11 protein-coding genes and 2 rRNA genes are annotated in these 18,759 nt (G+C 47.7%); 3 read left to right on the top strand and 10 right to left on the bottom strand.

Annotated elements, in window-relative coordinates; all coding sequences use genetic code 11:
* Positions 1-424: 424 nt before the first annotated feature.
* The 3 genes from AC3CIC_RS02095 to AC3CIC_RS02105 all read left to right on the top strand — a co-directional run bounded on the left by AC3CIC_RS02095 (position 425) and on the right by AC3CIC_RS02105 (position 4,242).
* Positions 425-3,317: ribosomal RNA gene (locus tag AC3CIC_RS02095) — 23S ribosomal RNA — on the top strand.
* A 251-nt stretch (positions 3,318-3,568) separates the two neighbouring features.
* Positions 3,569-3,684, top strand: a 5S ribosomal RNA gene (rrf, locus tag AC3CIC_RS02100).
* A gap of 267 nt (positions 3,685-3,951) precedes the next feature.
* The gene (locus AC3CIC_RS02105) at positions 3,952-4,242 is read left to right on the top strand and encodes an MliC family protein (protein WP_016961770.1); all 291 of its coding nucleotides are present in this window, start codon (positions 3,952-3,954) and stop codon (positions 4,240-4,242) included.
* A gap of 86 nt (positions 4,243-4,328) precedes the next feature.
* Here AC3CIC_RS02105 and AC3CIC_RS02110 read toward each other — a convergent pair whose 3' ends face one another.
* The 10 genes from AC3CIC_RS02110 to AC3CIC_RS02155 form a co-directional block, all read right to left on the bottom strand.
* Positions 4,329-5,741 carry a phosphoglucomutase/phosphomannomutase family protein gene (locus tag AC3CIC_RS02110; RefSeq protein ID WP_017006793.1) on the bottom strand — a complete coding sequence of 471 codons (1,413 nt, stop codon included), beginning with the start codon at positions 5,739-5,741 and terminating at the stop codon, positions 4,329-4,331.
* A 57-nt stretch (positions 5,742-5,798) separates the two neighbouring features.
* On the bottom strand, positions 5,799-8,204 hold the full coding sequence (locus AC3CIC_RS02115; protein ID WP_488515232.1) for a glycoside hydrolase family 94 protein: 2,406 nt from the start codon (positions 8,202-8,204) through the stop codon (positions 5,799-5,801).
* Positions 8,205-8,243: 39 nt separating this feature from the next.
* Positions 8,244-10,160: a beta-N-acetylhexosaminidase gene (locus AC3CIC_RS02120; RefSeq protein WP_488515233.1), complete on the bottom strand. Its 1,917-nt coding sequence runs from the start codon at positions 10,158-10,160 to the stop codon at positions 8,244-8,246.
* 3 nt (positions 10,161-10,163) lie between these two features.
* Complete coding sequence (locus tag AC3CIC_RS02125; RefSeq protein ID WP_488515234.1) at positions 10,164-11,042, bottom strand: glucosamine kinase nucleotide-binding domain-containing protein; 879 nt, start codon at positions 11,040-11,042, stop codon at positions 10,164-10,166.
* On the bottom strand, positions 11,035-12,738 hold the full coding sequence (locus AC3CIC_RS02130) for a glycoside hydrolase family 9 protein (RefSeq protein ID WP_488515235.1): 1,704 nt from the start codon (positions 12,736-12,738) through the stop codon (positions 11,035-11,037). The genes AC3CIC_RS02125 and AC3CIC_RS02130 overlap by 8 nt, the downstream gene beginning before the upstream one ends.
* 28 nt (positions 12,739-12,766) lie before the next feature.
* Positions 12,767-13,756, bottom strand: coding sequence for an ABC transporter ATP-binding protein (locus AC3CIC_RS02135; protein ID WP_016961764.1), 990 nt, complete (start codon positions 13,754-13,756; stop codon positions 12,767-12,769).
* Positions 13,757-13,786: 30 nt separating this feature from the next.
* A complete protein-coding gene (locus AC3CIC_RS02140) occupies positions 13,787-14,752 on the bottom strand; it encodes an ABC transporter ATP-binding protein (protein WP_016961763.1) in 966 nt (321 codons plus the stop codon).
* Positions 14,752-15,780, bottom strand: coding sequence for an ABC transporter permease (locus tag AC3CIC_RS02145; protein WP_016961762.1), 1,029 nt, complete (start codon positions 15,778-15,780; stop codon positions 14,752-14,754). The genes AC3CIC_RS02140 and AC3CIC_RS02145 overlap by 1 nt, the downstream gene beginning before the upstream one ends.
* A 2-nt stretch (positions 15,781-15,782) precedes the next feature.
* Positions 15,783-16,769 (bottom strand): ABC transporter permease, encoded by a 987-nt coding sequence (locus AC3CIC_RS02150; RefSeq protein ID WP_016961761.1) that lies wholly within the window; start codon positions 16,767-16,769, stop codon positions 15,783-15,785.
* 121 nt (positions 16,770-16,890) lie between these two features.
* The gene (locus AC3CIC_RS02155; RefSeq protein ID WP_016961760.1) at positions 16,891-18,573 is read right to left on the bottom strand and encodes an ABC transporter substrate-binding protein; all 1,683 of its coding nucleotides are present in this window, start codon (positions 18,571-18,573) and stop codon (positions 16,891-16,893) included.
* Positions 18,574-18,759 lie beyond the last annotated feature (186 nt).

Here is an 18,759-nt window from a genome sequence, read left to right on the forward strand (position 1 = left end):
ACACAAATTGTATAGGTTGAAGAATAAAGACGGGAAAAGCCCTAATGAATGACAACGTCATTGATTAGCGCTTTTTGCGCTGTTCTCGAAAGAGAAATGCTCTTTAAAAATCTGGAAAGCTGACTAGTAGATTTATGACTTCTCTTTATAGAGAGGAAATAAATTGAAATCTGTTTCTTATCTCTCTACCCGAGAGGTAATGAAACAAAAGTTCTCAAAACGTTAATCCTGATTGGATTAACACCAAACACATTCAAGTGTTCTTGGTTTCATCGAAAGATGAACATATTTGAGTCCGGCGAAAAACCGTTCAACGTTCTTGGTTTCCACTTTTTCATAAAAGTAGGGTCAAAAACAGCGAACCGACTCTTTAACGAGAGTCACCTTGGTTGTTTGCCATACACAAGACCTCTTGGGGTTGTATGGTTAAGTGACTAAGCGTACACGGTGGATGCCTTGGCAGTCAGAGGCGATGAAGGACGTATTAACTTGCGATAAGCGTAGATAAGGCAGTAAAAGCCACTTGAGTCTACGATTTCCGAATGGGGAAACCCACGTGCATAAGCACGTATCATGCAGTGAATACATAGCTGTATGAGGCGAACTCGGGGAACTGAAACATCTAAGTACCCGAAGGAAAAGAAATCAATTGAGATTCCGGCAGTAGCGGCGAGCGACCCCGGATTAGCCCTTAAGCAGTTTAAGTGTTAGTGGAAGCCTCTGGAAAGTGGCGCGATACAGGGTGATAGCCCCGTACACGACAATGCTTTTATTGTGAAAACGAGTAGGACGGGACACGTGGTATCCTGTCTGAACATGGGGGGACCATCCTCCAAGGCTAAATACTCCTGACTGACCGATAGTGAACCAGTACCGTGAGGGAAAGGCGAAAAGAACCCCTGTGAGGGGAGTGAAATAGAACCTGAAACCGTGTACGTACAAGCAGTGGGAGCCTCTTCGTGGGGTGACTGCGTACCTTTTGTATAATGGGTCAGCGACTTACTTTTAGTAGCAAGGTTAACCGAATAGGGGAGCCGTAGGGAAACCGAGTCTTAACTGGGCGAATGAGTTGCTAGGAGTAGACCCGAAACCGAGTGATCTAGCCATGGGCAGGTTGAAGATTGAGTAACATCAATTGGAGGACCGAACCGACTAATGTTGAAAAATTAGCGGATGACTTGTGGCTAGGGGTGAAAGGCCAATCAAACTCGGAGATAGCTGGTTCTCCCCGAAAGCTATTTAGGTAGCGCCTCGGACGAATACTACTGGGGGTAGAGCACTGTTAAGGCTAGGGGGTCATCCCGACTTACCAACCCTTTGCAAACTCCGAATACCAGTAAGTACTATCCGGGAGACACACGGCGGGTGCTAACGTCCGTCGTGGAGAGGGAAACAACCCAGACCGCCAGCTAAGGTCCCAAAGTTATCGCTAAGTGGGAAACGATGTGGGAAGGCTCAGACAGCCAGGATGTTGGCTTAGAAGCAGCCATCATTTAAAGAAAGCGTAATAGCTCACTGGTCGAGTCGGCCTGCGCGGAAGATGTAACGGGGCTAAGCGATACACCGAAGCTGCGGCATCAATTCTTCGGAATTGTTGGGTAGGGGAGCGTTCTGTAAGCCGTTGAAGGTGAACTGTAAGGTTTGCTGGAGGTATCAGAAGTGCGAATGCTGACATGAGTAACGATAAAGGGGGTGAAAAACCTCCTCGCCGGAAGACCAAGGGTTCCTGTCCAACGTTAATCGGGGCAGGGTAAGTCGACCCCTAAGGCGAGGCCGAAAGGCGTAGTCGATGGGAAACGGGTTAATATTCCCGTACTGCTTATAACTGCGATGGGGGGACGGAGAAGGCTAGGTGGGCTTGGCGACGGTTGTCCAAGTTCAAGTGCGTAGGTGGGTGTCTTAGGTAAATCCGGGACGCTATTAACACTGAGACACGATGTCGAGTCACTACGGTGATGAAGTCATTGATGCCATGCTTCCGGGAAAAGCCTCTAAGCTTCAGGTTATAAGGAATCGTACCCCAAACCGACACAGGTGGTCGGGTAGAGAATACCAAGGCGCTTGAGAGAACTCGGGTGAAGGAACTAGGCAAAATGGTACCGTAACTTCGGGAGAAGGTACGCTGCCTCCGGTGAAGTCCCTTGCGGATGGAGCTAGAGGCAGTCGCAGATACCAGGTGGCTGCAACTGTTTATTAAAAACATAGCACTGTGCAAAATCGAAAGATGACGTATACGGTGTGACGCCTGCCCGGTGCCGGAAGGTTAATTGATGGGGTTATCTTCGGAGAAGCTCTTGATCGAAGCCCCGGTAAACGGCGGCCGTAACTATAACGGTCCTAAGGTAGCGAAATTCCTTGTCGGGTAAGTTCCGACCTGCACGAATGGCGTAATGATGGCCACGCTGTCTCCACCCGAGACTCAGTGAAATTGAAATCGCAGTGAAGATGCTGTGTACCCGCGGCTAGACGGAAAGACCCCGTGAACCTTTACTACAGCTTGGCACTGAACATTGACCCTACATGTGTAGGATAGGTGGGAGCCTTTGAAGCACCGTCGCTAGATGGTGTGGAGGCAATCTTGAAATACCACCCTTGTATGCTTGATGTTCTAACGTTGGCCCCTAATCGGGGTTGCGGACAGTGCCTGGTGGGTAGTTTGACTGGGGCGGTCTCCTCCCAAAGAGTAACGGAGGAGCACGAAGGTGGGCTAATCACGGTCGGACATCGTGAGGTTAGTGCAATGGCATAAGCCCGCTTGACTGCGAGAATGACAATTCGAGCAGGTACGAAAGTAGGTCATAGTGATCCGGTGGTTCTGAATGGAAGGGCCATCGCTCAACGGATAAAAGGTACTCCGGGGATAACAGGCTGATACCGCCCAAGAGTTCATATCGACGGCGGTGTTTGGCACCTCGATGTCGGCTCATCACATCCTGGGGCTGAAGTCGGTCCCAAGGGTATGGCTGTTCGCCATTTAAAGTGGTACGCGAGCTGGGTTTAGAACGTCGTGAGACAGTTCGGTCCCTATCTGCCGTGGGCGTTGGATGATTGAGAGGGGCTGCTCCTAGTACGAGAGGACCGGAGTGGACGAACCTCTGGTGTTCGGGTTGTCACGCCAGTGGCATTGCCCGGTAGCTAAGTTCGGAATTGATAAGCGCTGAAAGCATCTAAGCGCGAAGCGAGCCTCGAGATGAGTCATCCCTGACACTATAAGTGTCCTGAAGGGTTGTTGGAGACTACGACGTAGATAGGCAGGGTGTGTAAGTGCTGCGAGGCATTGAGCTAACCTGTACTAATTGCCCGTGAGGCTTAACCATACAACACCCAAGGGGTTTTAGCGGACTCAGATAAGAACGTTGAATGTGTATTGAGAACCTATAGCTAGTCAGAATTTTCCCAGATATTAGTATCTTGCCGTTATCCATAGAGATAGCGTAGGCAGGATTTATTTTGGCAAAGCCGCCCACGAGCTGAGCGAGGAAGTGTACGACTGTACATGACCGAGTGAAGGAGGCAGGCAATGCAGCCAGAGTGAAGCCTGACAAGCGGGATACAACAACAGAATTTGCTTGGCGACCATAGCATTATGGACCCACCTGATCCCATGCCGAACTCAGTAGTGAAACGTAATAGCGCCGATGGTAGTGTGGGGTCTCCCCATGTGAGAGTAGGACATCGCCAGGCTTCAAATTCGTTTTCATCTTTAATACAAAGATGAAGGCAAAAAGAAAAACAAAAAGGCCACCCTATCGGGTGGCCTTTTTGCGTTTTTAATTCATAGTTATATACCACTGACCTGAATGTATTTGGTGGTCAGTTATTCCCCACTTCAATGTCTGACAATTATTTCGTGTTTATTCCCCAACAAGATATTTGCTCTGTGACACTGTAAACAGTTAGCAATAAGGTGGCATGAAATGATGTATTTGAATTCGTCAGTGAGGGGGTTAAATGAACAAATTTATTGGCGCTATACTGGTTTCGTTGCTCTTATCAGCATGCAGCACTTCCTTGCCGCATCTGTATACGTGTGAGAGTCATCAAACGTTTGATGCAATGGTTATGTCTGATAAGGCGATTGTGCAATTTAACAATGAAGAACGTTCATTGCCGAGGATTCGATCTGCATCTGGTGCTCAGTGGGAGTCTGAAGATAAGAAATTTGGTCTGTATACTAAAGGCCAAGAAGCCATGCTGGTTTGGGGAGACAGCCAGTTGCGAGACTGTGTATTGGTGAGATAGATAAGGGGTAGCGAAAGCTACCCCTTTTTTGTAAGCCAGTTGGGTTCAAATAAACCAACCCGTTGTCATACGGCTCACTCTTTATACTAAACGTACAAAAAGGCTTTAATTTGATTAACCAAAGCTTCTGCTGATTCTTTATCTTCCCACTCTACGAAGATGCGAAGTAAAGGCTCAGTGCCGGAGAAGCGAGCCAGTGCCCAGCCTCCGTTTTTGAAGTAAACTTTTAAGCCGTCAGCATAGCTAACTTTTTCTATTTCATAGGCAAATTCTGGCAGCGCTTTTTCAACGTAGATCTTGTTGTAAAGCTCTTGGCGTTGAGATGCCTTAAAGGTGCAGTCACCTTCTGCAGTGTAGGCATAACCATACTTACCGTAGATTTCATCAAGCAGTTCAGACAGTTTTTTACCTGTCACACTGATCATTTCAACCAGTAGGCTTGATGCAAATACGCCATCTTTACCTTTGATATGACCACGGATAGTTAGACCGCCTGAGCTCTCACCACCGATCAGAGAATCATCCGCTTCCATTTGTGAACTGATGTGCTTGAAGCCAACAGGCACTTCAAAACTCTTTTCATCATGGTCGGCAGCAACTTTGTCTAGCAGATGTGTTGTTGCGATATTTCGTACAACTGAACCTTTCCAGCCTTTGTACTCCAGCATGTAGTAATACAAAAGCAGTAGGACTTCATTTGGATGGATGAAGTTGCCTTTCTCATCAATAATGCCGAGACGGTCTGCATCTCCATCTGTACCGATGCCAATGTCATAACCTTCATGAGCAACCAAGTGCTTCAGGCGGTAAAGCGTAGCGGCATTGGGTGATGGCATGACTCCGCCAAACCCCGGGTTGGCGCCATCGTTGATCACGTCAACGTCACAGCGACCGGAGATAAGTACAGTTTGAAGCGCATTCTTAGCAACACCAAACATTGGGTCAATCAAAACACGTAAGTTTGCGGCCTTGATGGCTTCGATATCGATGAAATCGATGATCGAGTCAACGAATTCGTTCATCGGGTTGATGATTTTGATTAGCCCTTGAGTCTCTGCATCTTCAAAATCTATCGATTTCACGTCACTAAGTTGAAGTGTGTTGACCTGTTCTTCGATTTTCGCGGTGATAATTTCATCAGCGTCGCGACCGCCTTGAATGAAGACTTTGATACCGTTGTAATCAGCTGGGTTGTGAGATGCGGTAATACACGCAGAATAATGCGTTTCCATTTCCTTCGCTTTGAACATCACGATAGGTGTAGGAACGTATTTGTTGATAAAGCTGACAGTAATGCCATTAGCAGCAAGCACTTCTGCAAACCAAGCTGCCGCTTTATCTGATAAAAAACGGCGATCATATCCGATAACGAAACCCGGCTCACACGCATTCTCAGTGATCATGATGTTTGCTAGTGACTGTGCAACTAAACGTACGTTGTCTTTGGTGAATTCTTCACCAATGAAGGCTCGCCATCCGCCGGTACCAAATTGAATCATGGTAGAACTCCTTTCTAAAACGAAAAAAAAGGAGGGCAAAGTGCCCTCCTTTTTTATTTAGCCCATGACAACGTTAACAACGTTCACAGAGCCTTCAGCTTGTGCTGGGATAGCACCTGTCACGATGTCGCCATTCAAGGTGATGGTTTTCACACCTTTGCTCACGCCGTTCGGGTTCTCTACCTTGATTTGGTAAGTCGCACCACGCCACTCACGGCTTACGTCGAAACCTGGCCATTCAGTTGGGATACAAGGATTAACGCTCAATCCGTCGAAGCCAACTTGCACACCAAGAATGAAGTTGGTGACGGCAAAGTATGCCCAGCCAGAAGTACCCGTTAGCCATGGGTGGTTTGCACGACCATGGTTTTCGTGGTCACGACCCATGATGAACTGGACGTAGGAGTACGGTTCTGCAACACGTTTTTCAATCATGTCGTTCTGGTTGTACGGGTTTAGTGCATCGTAGAACTTCATTGCACGGTCACCACGACCCAGTTTCGCTTCAGCAACCCATGCCCATGGATTTGGGTGAGAGAAGATAGCGCCGTTTTCTTTTACGCCTTGGTAAACACGTGTAACAAAACCAATGTCATCATTTGGCGTTGAGAATGACGGTGAGTTCAGGTGAAGACCATAGTCACAGAATAAGTTTTCATCGACGGCGTCCATCGCTTGCTCGCCGCGATCTTGTGATGCCATTCCAGATAACACTGCTAGCGTGTTTGACTCTAGGTGGATACGACCTTCAGTTTGTTGTGCAGTACCGATTTTGTCGCCATCTTTGGTTAGACCACGGATGTACCAACCACCCTCTTCGTCCCAAAGGTGTTTTTCACATGCTTCGCGCACGTTAGCGGCCATTTCTGTGTATTTTTGAACGTCAGCGTCTTGCGCTTTGTGTTTTGCTAGCGTGATGAATTCTTGTAGTGCCCAGAAGTGCAGGAAAGACACCATTGCTGATTCGCCGCCGCCTAGGTTAAGACAGTCATTCCAGTCTGCTCGAAGACCTTTACAGATACCGGTTTGACCCACGTATTCTGCTGAGAAATCCAATGCTGCTTTCATGTGTTCATAAACAGTAGCGTTACCGCCATCTGCATAGGGAATGACTTCATCAAGGAAGCTTTCTTCACCCGTCTCGGTGACGTACTTAATGATCGTTGGAACGATCCATAGGTGATCATCAGAACAGGTGTCATCAATGCCGTGGATCTTGTCTTCATCGCTAGGCGTTGGAACGACTGTTGGCGATTTGGATGGTTGAACATCTGCTTTTTCTGGATCGAACCAATCAGGATCGAACAAGTGCAGACCGTAACCGGCTTTTACTTGACCACGGAGAAGGTCCACAAGGCGTTTGCGTGTCATTTCTGGGTTTGAGTGAGGGACCGAGATCGCATCTTGTGCGGTATCACGGTAACCGAGGCCAGTACGACCGCCGACTTCGATGAAAGAAGCAAAGCGAGACCAAACCACACATGTTTCTGCTTGGTAAAGCGTCCATGCGTTGATCATGGTATCTAGACCTTCGTTCGGTGAAGATACTTGGAATTTGTTACAACGCGTATCCCAGTGCTCTTTGATGCCAGCAAATGCAGCGTCAACGTTAGCAAGATCTTGGTACTTCTTACGCAGGCGTTGGCCTTCGCCTTTACCAACACCTAGGATGTAAACGAAGCGAACTTCTTCACCGGGTTGGATAACGAATTGCTTGTGCAGTGAACCACAATGGTTGTAGCAGGTTTGAACGTGGTTAGAACAGCGACCTTTTTCAACCGCAATAGGATTCGCTTCGTCACGATACATGCCCAAGAAGCTGTCGCGTTGGCCTTCGTAGCTATCAGGTTCAAAGCTAGAAGCCATGTAGTAGAAGCCATCGTGATCGTTGGTGTTGTAATACAAATCGTATTCAATCACGCCATCTTCATAAGATGTACCAGCAGAGTACAAGCTCATCTGATGGTTCTGGTTATCAGATTGGATGTGACTGAATGAGAACTCAACAAAAGAGAATGCGCTGATAGTACGAGGCTTATCGCCATCGTTCTTTATGGTGATATCCCAAAGTTGCGCGTCTTCACCTTTTGGTACAAACAGTGTTTTGGTTGCTGTAATACCCTTGTATTCACACTTGAATTTAGAGTAAGACAGGCCATGACGAACCTCATAAGACGCTTCTTCAAGGCTTTTTGCTACTGGCTGCCAAGAGATTGACCAGTAATCTGCTGTTTCATCATCGCGTAAGTAAACAAAGTGTCCTGGGCGGTCAAACGTGCCGTTTGGACGGAACTTAGTGACACGGTTGTGCTCAGGGCTTTGATAAAAAGAATAACCACCTGCGTTGTGTGAAATCACGGTACAGAATTTTTCAGTACCCAAATAGTTAGTCCACGGCGCCGGTACGTCAGGACGAGTAATGACATACTCTCGGTTATCGTTATCAAAGTAGCCGTATTTCATGGCGTGTATCCTTCTACAAATCTCAAAAAATTGAAGTAATTACCGACGATAGTTAATACCTAGACGATCTAGGTACTGCAGTTGTCCGTTTAGGCGGGCTTGAAAATCTGCCCAATCTCGTTGTTCCTTGGCGCTCCAGCACACTTCTGCGATCGCTAAAAGGCGAGGGTAGAGCATGTACTCGAAGCGACTTTGGGTGTTGGTCATTTCGCACCAGAGTGCGCATTGAATGCCTTTTACTTGCTCAAACTCTTTTGAGGTGACGTTTGAGTTGGCAAAGGGTTCATAGTGGTACGCTTTTTCAAGCGGGATCTTGCAGGCCCAGTCTGTTCCCGGCTCATCAGCAGAGAAGTCCTGAGCCATATCTAGATAGGTTTCTTGGCCTGGTTGCAATACAACGTCATAGCCGTTGCGAATGCATTCGAGACCTGACTTTTCGTTCAACCAAGAGAAGATAACGGTGTCTTTGCTGACTTTGTCGCCAAACACGGCTTCTTCCCAGCCAAACATTTGTTTACCTTTGGTGCTGAGGAAGTTTTCTGCGTGGCGCAAAAGGTGGCCTTGCAGTTCTTTACTGCTGCTGTAGCCATGGGTTTTCATCATTGCTTGGCAAGATGGGCTTTCACTCCAGACATTGTCTGGGACCTCATCAGCACCAATGTGAACGAATGCGCCAGGGAAAAGCTCACAGACTTCATTTAGCACGGTCTCGATAAAGGTGTAAGTGCCTTTGAGACCGGGATTTAGCACATTGTCGGAATAGTTTTGGATGCTGCGATATACAGAGGCATCGGCATCTTCCATCAAAATGTGTGGCAAGGATTTGATGGCGGCGCGACTGTGCCCAGGAATATCAATTTCAGGGACGACAGTGATGCCTCGTTGTGCCGCGAATGCAACCACTTCTCGAATTTGTTCTTTGGTGTAGAAACCACCGTGGATTTTCGACAATGACGTATATTGCGGCTCTATGGTTTCGAAAGGTCCGCGCCAAGCGCCAATTTCCGTGAGCTCAGGGAAAGCATCAATTTGAATACGCCAGCCTTCATCATCGGTTAGGTGCCAATGAAAATGGTTGAACTTGTAACGTGCCATTTGGTTGATAAGATCTTTGACGCGATGCAAGGGATGGAAATGGCGAGCGCAATCCAACATCATGCCGCGATAGGCAAAGCGAGGATGATCTTCAATTTCTACACAAGGCAGGTTGTAAGCAGAATAATGACGATGAGATGCGTTGTTCGGCAAAAGTTGCAGCACGGTGGAAACACCATGAGCGAACCCACTTTCATTCGACGCGGTAATCGTCACGCCCTGTGGTTTTACACTCACACGGTAATGTGATTCTGATAGAGTATTATCAAACACGAGGCGAATTTGGCCTTCTTGCTTGACGGATATATCACCGCGAAGATGTGTCGATAACTCTTGAGCTAGCCATAATGCGGCAGGTTTATTGGTATCACTGTCACTTGCGACAGCACAATCATCGGCAATCGAAAATTGACCTTGCGTCATCACCAGCGCTTTAGGCTGAGGAATGAGATTGATGGCTTTTGCCTCAGGCAAACAAAGCGGTATACGCTCGAGTGTTTGAGCACCTAAGTTGATAACCGTTGTTTCGATTGGGCATGCGGTGACGCCCTTGTCTGTTGTAACCATCAGGCATGCATCGGCAATGCCCTCATCATGCATCGAGAAAGGCTTTGTTGTATGGCTAAATTCAAGATACAGATGCGCGTTTGCGTTGAGAGGCTCGCCTGTTTCAAATACACATAAACTGCCAATCTGCTTGAGCGTACCGTGAGACACGCTGGCAGGTTGGACATAGCGACTAACGCTGAAGGTTAGCTGCCAGTTTTCAATGTTGGATTCAGATAAATTATGCAGCACCAATGCAAAACGGCTTTCATTTGGCTTAACATCGATAACATTGAGATCTAGGCGAAAATTCATGGCTTACCTCGGAAACGGATAAAGGTTGTGATCGCCGCTTGCCATCAATATGGCGCCGGCCATAGCATCCGCCTTGGGCTGCACTAACAAGGCTTGAGCTGCGGGAGATAACCAGGAAACAATACGTTCACCAATGCTGCCCATTAGCGCGATCTGTGTAGCACCTTTTCGGTTAAGACCGAGGATCAGGCGCTCGACATCGTCGGCTGAGCCTTGGAGTAACTCCATGGCAAGTTCGTCTCGTTGCATTGCTAATTCGAAGATTTTTGGACTGAACTGCCCATAATCACGAGGTTTGGCAGTTTTAGACCAGCTAACGATGGCATCGAGATCGTGATCAAAGTGGGTGAGTACATACTCTGATAGCGAGGAAGTGGCGCGCAGATCATCATGCGCCAATAAGGTTTGTTGAATTAGACGTAAGCCCATGACTGCGCCGCCGCCTTGATCTGAAATAGGAAACTCTCGGCCTCCCACAACATGTTGGTTACCATTTTCCAGGTAGATACCCACAGACCCTGTTCCGGCAATGACAATCGCGCCGTTTTCACCGCTGAATGCGCCTATGCAGGCTCCGTAACCGTCGGTGTTCAACGTGAAATGTCCATAAGGTTGAGGGAGAGACATAAAATCTAGCCATGCTGATTTTTGCTCTGCGCCAGCCAATGCAAGACCGACAGAAATTTCAGATAGATCAGAAATACCTGCTTGATGAGCCGCTTGGGAAATAGCGTCTTCTATTGAGGCCATTGCCAATTCGACACCAAGCAAAATGTTGGCACTGCCTGTTTTTGCTTCGCCGAGAAAGTGGCCTTGTTCATCAACGATACGCGCACGGCATGACGTGCCACCACCATCCACACCACAGAAATACTTAGCCATTGACTAGGTCCTTTTTCTGCATGGCGATAGCTAATAGATACCAAGCCGCGTGGGGGATCCACTGCTCGCCCCAGCGCCAGTTTTGTAGCATGTCGTCTTTCTGACCTTCCGGTTTGAAGGCGATGTCATGCTCACTATCAAAACCTGCAGTAATGCCGTTACAGACACCGCCTTTGGCATTGATAAAACCAAGCTCTGGCAGATAGTCTGGGTTATTACGTCCATGACCGTCGAGCATGCACATATCGTAAGGGTTGAGACCCACAATCCAGTTCAAGGCATGTTGACCGTATTGGCGTAGCTGCTTTTTCAGCTCAGAGTCAGATACGTAATTCGTTGCCATGTAAGCCATGGCTGCTAGTGAACCAAGTCGTGCGTTTTCACCTTGCCACCAGTAGCCCGTTTCATTGCGCTGGGCAATGAAAAAGCTGGTGCGTTTATCGGCGTCAACGTTTTTGATGTACTGGCGCGGGTAACCAAATGGGTTGTTGACCTCATTGGTAATCTGCAATTCAAAGTTGAGCGCATTAACTAAGATGATTTCAAACTTCGCTTTCAATGCTGCATCAGTTTCAACGGCGAGATACTGCATCAGTGCAATGGCGGGTAACCCGGCCTCTGCGGCATGGAAATAAGGACGAGAGCCATCGGCGTTGGCTGACCAAAAATGTGATACTTGGTCGTCACTCTGTTGTTGCTCTGCCAGTTTCGAGGCCCAGTAACGAGTTTCTTCTAGGTATGACTGACTGGCAGTGAGTTTGAATAACTCGGTTGTCGCTAATAATGCGCAGTAAAAGTCGATGGTGTTTTCCTGACCATCGTCCAGGTAAGCGCGATTGTTTTCCTTTAGGTGCCAGTAGCCTGTTTCAGCTGTCTTCCGGTAGGTTTCGACATCATATTCGCTATTGATGCCCAAACGAGCAGCGGCAGCGAGTGCCGCGATAGCCACACCTGCACCTTGGCGGAAACCTGCCTGAAACGCGTCGGTCTTGTTACCCAGCTGTGTTTCATATGCACATATTTCACGTTGCGCTGGGTCTTTGCTCCATTTATCGAACACTGTCAGATAAAAATATCCGTCGGCGTCGTGCATGCGAACGAGAAAATCTGCGCCGAACAAGGCTTCGTCATGCAATCGTGTTTTAGAAAATGGGACCAATTCGGTATTTAGTGTTTCTAAAGAGTTCAGCATATTCCAAACAACCATGGGAATTTGCTGTGGGTTTAGATAGTTAGAATAAGAAAGGTGGCTGAAGTATTTGCTGACGTCGCCTGACGCATCATACCAACCGCCGCGAACATCAATGCGACGTTCAAAGCCTAACAATGGCGCTTGACGATCGTGTTGATCAAAAGTGCCTGTACAACGCTGGGATTTGAAGTAGTGGATCACATCAGAAAAAGTGCGATCAAACAGTATGCCGTCAGCGATCGAAAAAGCTGGAGACGTAGTGTCCCCAACTTTGATGCAGAACTCTCCGCTCTGATCCAGAGCGGAGAAGTCTAGCTGATAGACGTCGCCGGAATGCCATTGGTCTACTGAACCACGAGCATAAACAGGCAGCTGCATCACGGATTGACCAGTCTGACAATCCACTATATCGGCAAGCGTCTCAGACAAAGCGTGATCCGCAAGGATTAGCGCCGATTTGTGGCCTAAGCGTTCGTACCCGATATGATTGGTCAACAGCTGCATTTTACCTCCTAAAACACGTATTCGAAGATTATTCGAACAGGTAGCAGCGAACGAAGTGGTTATCAGCCAGCTTGGTGACGCTTGGCAATTTCTCACGACACTTATCTGTCACATGCAGGCATCGGCCAGCAAATGGACAGCCGACTGAATCTGGTGTCCAGAGTGGGATTTCGCCTTTGTTTCCTTCCAGTTGCTGGTGGATTGACTTGGACGGATCCGGCACTGCAGAAACGAGAAGCTTGGTGTAAGGGTGTTGTGGCTGGTGAATGATCTCTTCACAGTCACCCCATTCCACCATGTGTCCCACGTACATAACCGCTAGATCTTCAGCGATGTAGCGAGCGGTCGCGATGTCATGCGTGATGTATAGCAATGCCATTTCTTTCTCGAATTTCATTTCTTCCATCAGGTTCAAAACACCTGCGCGAATAGAAACGTCGAGCATTGAAGTTGGTTCGTCTGCCAACACTACTTCTGCGCCAACAGCCAGATTTCGTGCAAGATTGACACGTTGACGCTGACCACCAGATAGCTGGTGAGGGTATTTCTGTGCTGTTTCTTTCGGTGGGGTTAGCCCTACCTGATTCAGCAATTCATACACCTGTTCTTCCAGCTCTTTCGGGTTGCTGCTCGCTTTTTTGTGGATTCGCAGCGGGCGCTCAATATGGTGAAAAATATTATGCGTTGGGTTCAAAGAGCCAAACGGGTCTTGCCATACCATCTGAATGCCTTCGCGATAGGTCATCAGATCGCGGCTCTTGGTAATGGTGCTGATGTCGCGGCCTTTGTATTCGATACTTCCGGACGTTGGCGCATACATCTTTGCAATCATTTTTGCCGTAGTTGATTTACCAGAACCTGATTCACCAACCACAGATAGACCGCGGCTTTTATACAGTTTGAATGACACATCATTCAGTGCGCGCATCAAAGGCTTATTCAGCGTGTTGCTGCTAACAGGGAAGTCCTTTACCAGGTTTTTCCCTTCAACAATTGGTTGGCCTAATTCTTTAGTCATGCTCACTCCTACAAGTCGCAAATAGCCGAATTACTTACCTGTAAACAGGTGGCAGTTGGTGAAACGGGTCGCCTCGATCTGAGTCAAGGTGTTTGCCACGTTGAAACACTTGTCTGTCGCCTTGCTACAGCGAGCTTGGAAGCGACAACCCTGCGGTATTTCGAGCAGGTTAAGTGGATTACCCGCAATACCTTTTAGGTGTGTTTTCGGACCGGTAAGTGCAGGGAAGGAGCTTGCCAGACCTTCGGTATAAGGATGGTATGGCGTCTTCAGAATCTCTTTTGACGGTGCCACTTCGATCAGCTGACCCGCATACATAATGCCGATGCGATCCGTGAACTCGACCATCAGAGATAAGTCATGGGTGATGAACAGAATTGAGAAACCAAATTCTTCTTTCAGTGCGTGGATCTTTTGCAAGATCTCGCGCTGTACAACCACGTCTAGAGCGGTTGTTGGCTCATCCATGATGATCATTTTTGGATTCAGAGCCAATGCAATCGCGATAACCAAACGTTGACGCATACCGCCAGAGAATTGGTGTGGGTAATCGCTTAAACGACTTGGGTGAATATCGACGATTTCTAATAGACCTTCAGCGCGATTTTTTGCTTGATCGCGTGTCATGTTTGTGTGGCGCATAATTACGTCACAAAACTGCTCTTCCATCGTTAAAACAGGGTTCAAGGCATTCATGGCAGATTGGAATACCATGGACATTTCTTTCCAGCGAAAGCGGTTCATACGCTCGTCGCTGTACTTCATGATGTCTTCGCCATTGAAGGATACTTGTCCACCACTGATATAGGCTGGCGGCTTATGAAGACGCATTAGGGAGAATGCGACGGTTGACTTACCGCAACCAGACTCTCCAGCTAGACCAAATACTTCGCCCTTACCAATATCGAAACTTACATCGTTTACCGCACGGACATCGCCCGCATCGGTAATATAGTCAACACAAAGGTTGCGGATTGATAGTTGTGCTTCAGTCATTATTTTTCTCCGCTCAATACTGGAGTTTGTGTAGCAACATCAGCCTGTTCACGGGCTTTCTTTTCTTCTTCTTGCACTTTCTTCCAGCGTTTCATGCCTTTTTGTGCACGTAGCTGTGGGTTGGCAATTTCATCAACTGCAAAGTTAACAAGAGCCAGTGCCAATGAAAGTAGCGTCAGGGCTAAACAAGGCGCGAGAACTTCCCACCAGATGCCAAGTTGCATGGCTGATGAAGTACGAACGCTATAAAGCATGCTGCCCCAGCTGACCGTATTTGCACTGCCCATGCCGATGAAAGACAGTACAGATTCCGCAAGGATGGCGTACATCACGGAGCCGATGAAGCTCGCGCCTACCAGAGGAAGCAGGTTTGGCAGAATTTCAACAAACAGGATGCGAAGTTTTGACTCGCCGAGTACTTCTGCGGCTTTGACAAATTCTTTTTCACGAATAGCTAACGTTTGGGAGCGGATTACCCTGGCGCCCCAAGCCCAGGAGGTGAAGGCTATGACCAAGGCAATGGTTAGTGGACCTGCCTGACCCACAAATGCTGCAATAACCATGATGACGGGGAGTTGCGGAACAACCAGCATGACGTTCATCGCGCCGGACAATATGTTGTCGACACGGCCACCAAAGTAACCTGCAGAAATACCCATAATAGTGGCGACGACACAGACGAAAATACCTGCGGTGAAACCAACCATTAGTGAGGTACGCGCACCATGCGCAACTTGAGACCAGATGTCGCGACCCAAACGCGTTGTACCCATGACATGATCGGCATCTTTAGAGATACGAAGGCGTCGTGTATTGTCAGTGAGATTCTCTGCCACCCAACCATCAGGGCTTGCTTGTGCAATTTTCACAAGCACTGATGGATATTCGTGAGGGTTACCTGTTCGTTTTTGCGGGTCATATTTTGATAGAACAGGTGCAAAAAGTGCTATCAATACGAATGTCACAATCAAGATGACACCAACGAAGGCTTTCGTATTACCGCGAATAATTTTGAATAAGTCTTTCATGATTATTTGCCTCCCTTACGCAGACGTGGGTCAAGCAAAACAATGAGGATGTCAGCCAAGAAGTTAAACAACAGCATGACAAGTGTCAGGATGATCAATAGCCCTTGCAACACTTGGTAGTCACGTCCGTTAACGGCATTCAGCATGGTTGTGCCAAGGCCTGGATATTGGAAAATCATTTCCACGACTAGCTGACCACCAACGGCCATACCGAGTGCCATGGAAAGGGCGGTAACGGTTGGCAACATTGCATTACGCGCGGCGTAATTGAAGACGACACGATTTTCAGAGAGGCCTTTGCCTTTCGCCATAGTGATATAGTCTTCGCTGAGCAGGTTGATCATGTTGTTACGCATGTTGATCAAGAAGCCACCGATTTGGGCGACGGTTGCACAGACGAGAGGTAGCGCAGCATGGTAAAGAATGCCTTTGTATGTTTCCCAACTGGTCCAATCCAGTATTGCGCCCTCAGGCATGCCGTATGATGTCGGGAACCATTTGAGGCTGATACCAAATACAAACAACACCATCATGCCGATAACTACAGGGGGAACTGCTTGGAGTGCCATGAAACCTGGAGATACGAATGAATCGAATCGGCTGCCACGTCGCCATGCTGCAAATATGCCCAGCACTGAGCCGATACAGAAAGCAAGAACAACAGAGCTACCTGCCAAGAAGAGTGTCCAACCAAGTGATTTGGCAATCAGCTCATTAACCGTCATGGGATAGAACGAGGTCGAAATACCTAGTTCCCATGTGAAGATGCTCTGCAAGTAAGTCAGGAACTGCACGTGAATTGGACCATCAACAAAGCCCAATAGCTCACGCATAGCAGCAATGCGTTCTGGTGTTACTTGGACGCTTGCATTTGCGAACATCATGGTAACTGGGTCACCAGGCATCGCTCGCGGCAAAATAAAGTTCAGCGTGATTGCGATAAGCAATGCGCCAAAATAAAACACTAATCGATTAAGAAAAAATCCCATAACTCACACCTTAAGTGGCACGGCAAAGCCGTAACCAAAGAAATAGAAACTCCGAGGTCAAAAGTACTGATAGCCTATCTTTGGAAAGAGGCGGTGCGAACGCACCGCCAGATTTTGGATATTACGATTTAGGCTTGAGGTCTAGAATGTGCAGAAGACGTTCTGGCGTACCCTGCCAAATCATTGGACGACCTTTTGCGTTGTCCGCATCCCACCAGCCAGTAAAGCGAGTTTCGTTGAACTGATACATTGAAGCAGCAGAAAGAACAGGAATGACTACTTGATTGTCAGAAAGGATTTTCTCAATCTTGTGTGCAACTTCCATTTGCTCTGATTTGTCTGCCGTTGCGTAGAAGCTCTCTAGCAACTGATCAAGCTCTGCGTTTTGGAAACGGTGCATCGCGAAACGTGGGTTGCCTTGCTTACCCATGAAACGTGAGTGGAAACCAGTATCCCAAGTTTGGTGTGGATCTGGACCAGTGAAGTAGTTCGTTAGAGCTACGTCAAAAAGACCACCAGCCATTTTTTCGTTGTACACAGAGAAATCAGGAGTAACTGCTTTCACTTTGATACCAGCGTCAGCCAAGTTCTCTGCTGCTAGTTGTGAAGTGTTGTTCCAGTCAGTCCAGCCAGAAGGTGTTTGAACTTCAAGCTCAAAACTCTTACCTGATGGAGTTTCAACAAAACCGTCGCCGTTGATGTCTTTAAAGCCCGCTTTTTTCAGCAATGCTTTCGATTTTTCAACGTTGTAGGTGTTGTAAACTTTAGCGCTGTTGAAAGTGTCAGAGTCTGACCAGCTTTGGTAAAGCGCAGCAATACCTGCCGCAGAATGGTTCGGCGTGCCCGCACCATAGAACGCGATATCGATGATTGACTGACGGTCGATAGCAGTAGACATAGCGCGACGGAAATCAACGTTAGTCAATGCTTCGTTTTTCGCTGCATCTGGGTGTTCGAAGTTAACCAAAAGGTTAACTGAACTACCTACTGGCGCTGGCCAGTATTTGTGGTTCTTGTTTACTGAAGCGTAAACAGCGTCAATGTCAGGAATGAACGAAGAAGTCCAGTCTAGCTCAGAAGCAACAATTTTAGACAGAAGGCCGTCATTGTTAGTGATCAGAGGCATACGCAGACAGTCGATTTCTAGGTTTGCTGCATCCCAGTAGTTCGGGTTCTGACACTGAACATACAAGTTGCTAGTGAAGGTATCAACTTCAGTGAAAGGACCAGTACCTACTGGGTTTTCATTCGCAAACGCTTCTGGCTTGTCAATCTTGCTCCAGATGTGCTTAGGAACGATTGGTGTTTGAACCAGTTTGAATGGTGCTGAAGAGTTAGCTTCTTTCAGAGTGATTGCTACGCTGTTGCCTTTCACTGAAACGTCAGTGATAAGGGCTGCGTTACCTGCAAGGTCAATCGCTGCATTTTCGCGGATGAGGTTGTAAGTGTATGCAACATCTTCTGCAGTGAAAGGCGTACCGTCAGACCATTGAACACCGTCACGGATTTCAAAAGTAACCGTTTTTAGGTCATCTGAAATCGTGTAGTCCTTCGCCAGACGCATAGTTGGCGTGTTGCCGTCCAGTTGGTTAAAGATAACCAATGGCTCGTACACGAAATCCAATGTGCTCTTCAGGTTGTTCTGTAGGAACGGGTTGAAGTTACGAACAAGTTGTGGGTAGAAGTCAGGTACTACAGTCAGTTCCGTTCTATCAGCAGCGCTAACAGTTGGTACTGTCATTACAGACGCTGCGGCCGCGACGATGGCAACTGCTAGATGTTTTTTCTTTAGATTGGCAAGCATAGCTGTTCCTTACTAGTTGCTTTTGTTTCACTTCAATCTGACCTTTTTATCTCTGGTCAGGCCGTTACCCGCTATGAATATCCCAACAAGTGAACTTGGATACTCACATGGCCGTGCAGGCTCAGTGCAACGTTAGGAAACTCCGGTTCCGGTTTTGGGTCAATTGACCTGCCCGTTAAAAACGTT

This window comes from Enterovibrio sp. QJM3NY_24 (assembly GCF_057786035.1).

Bases quoted from the DNA above. Each gene is read 5' to 3' on its own strand.
- AC3CIC_RS02125 (WP_488515234.1), bottom strand. From the start codon at position 11,042: ATGGCTAAGTATTTCTGTGGTGTGGATGGTGGTGGCACGTCATGCCGT.
- AC3CIC_RS02130 (WP_488515235.1), bottom strand. From the start codon at position 12,738: ATGCAGCTGTTGACCAATCATATCGGGTACGAACGCTTAGGCCACAAA.
- AC3CIC_RS02135 (WP_016961764.1), bottom strand. From the start codon at position 13,756: ATGACTAAAGAATTAGGCCAACCAATTGTTGAAGGGAAAAACCTGGTA.
- AC3CIC_RS02155 (WP_016961760.1), bottom strand. From the start codon at position 18,573: ATGCTTGCCAATCTAAAGAAAAAACATCTAGCAGTTGCCATCGTCGCG.
- AC3CIC_RS02115 (WP_488515232.1), bottom strand. From the start codon at position 8,204: ATGAAATACGGCTACTTTGATAACGATAACCGAGAGTATGTCATTACT.
- AC3CIC_RS02105 (WP_016961770.1), top strand. From the start codon at position 3,952: ATGAACAAATTTATTGGCGCTATACTGGTTTCGTTGCTCTTATCAGCA.
- AC3CIC_RS02120 (WP_488515233.1), bottom strand. From the start codon at position 10,160: ATGAATTTTCGCCTAGATCTCAATGTTATCGATGTTAAGCCAAATGAA.
- AC3CIC_RS02110 (WP_017006793.1), bottom strand. From the start codon at position 5,741: ATGATTCAATTTGGTACCGGCGGATGGCGAGCCTTCATTGGTGAAGAA.
- AC3CIC_RS02150 (WP_016961761.1), bottom strand. From the start codon at position 16,769: ATGGGATTTTTTCTTAATCGATTAGTGTTTTATTTTGGCGCATTGCTT.
- AC3CIC_RS02145 (WP_016961762.1), bottom strand. From the start codon at position 15,780: ATGAAAGACTTATTCAAAATTATTCGCGGTAATACGAAAGCCTTCGTT.
- AC3CIC_RS02140 (WP_016961763.1), bottom strand. From the start codon at position 14,752: ATGACTGAAGCACAACTATCAATCCGCAACCTTTGTGTTGACTATATT.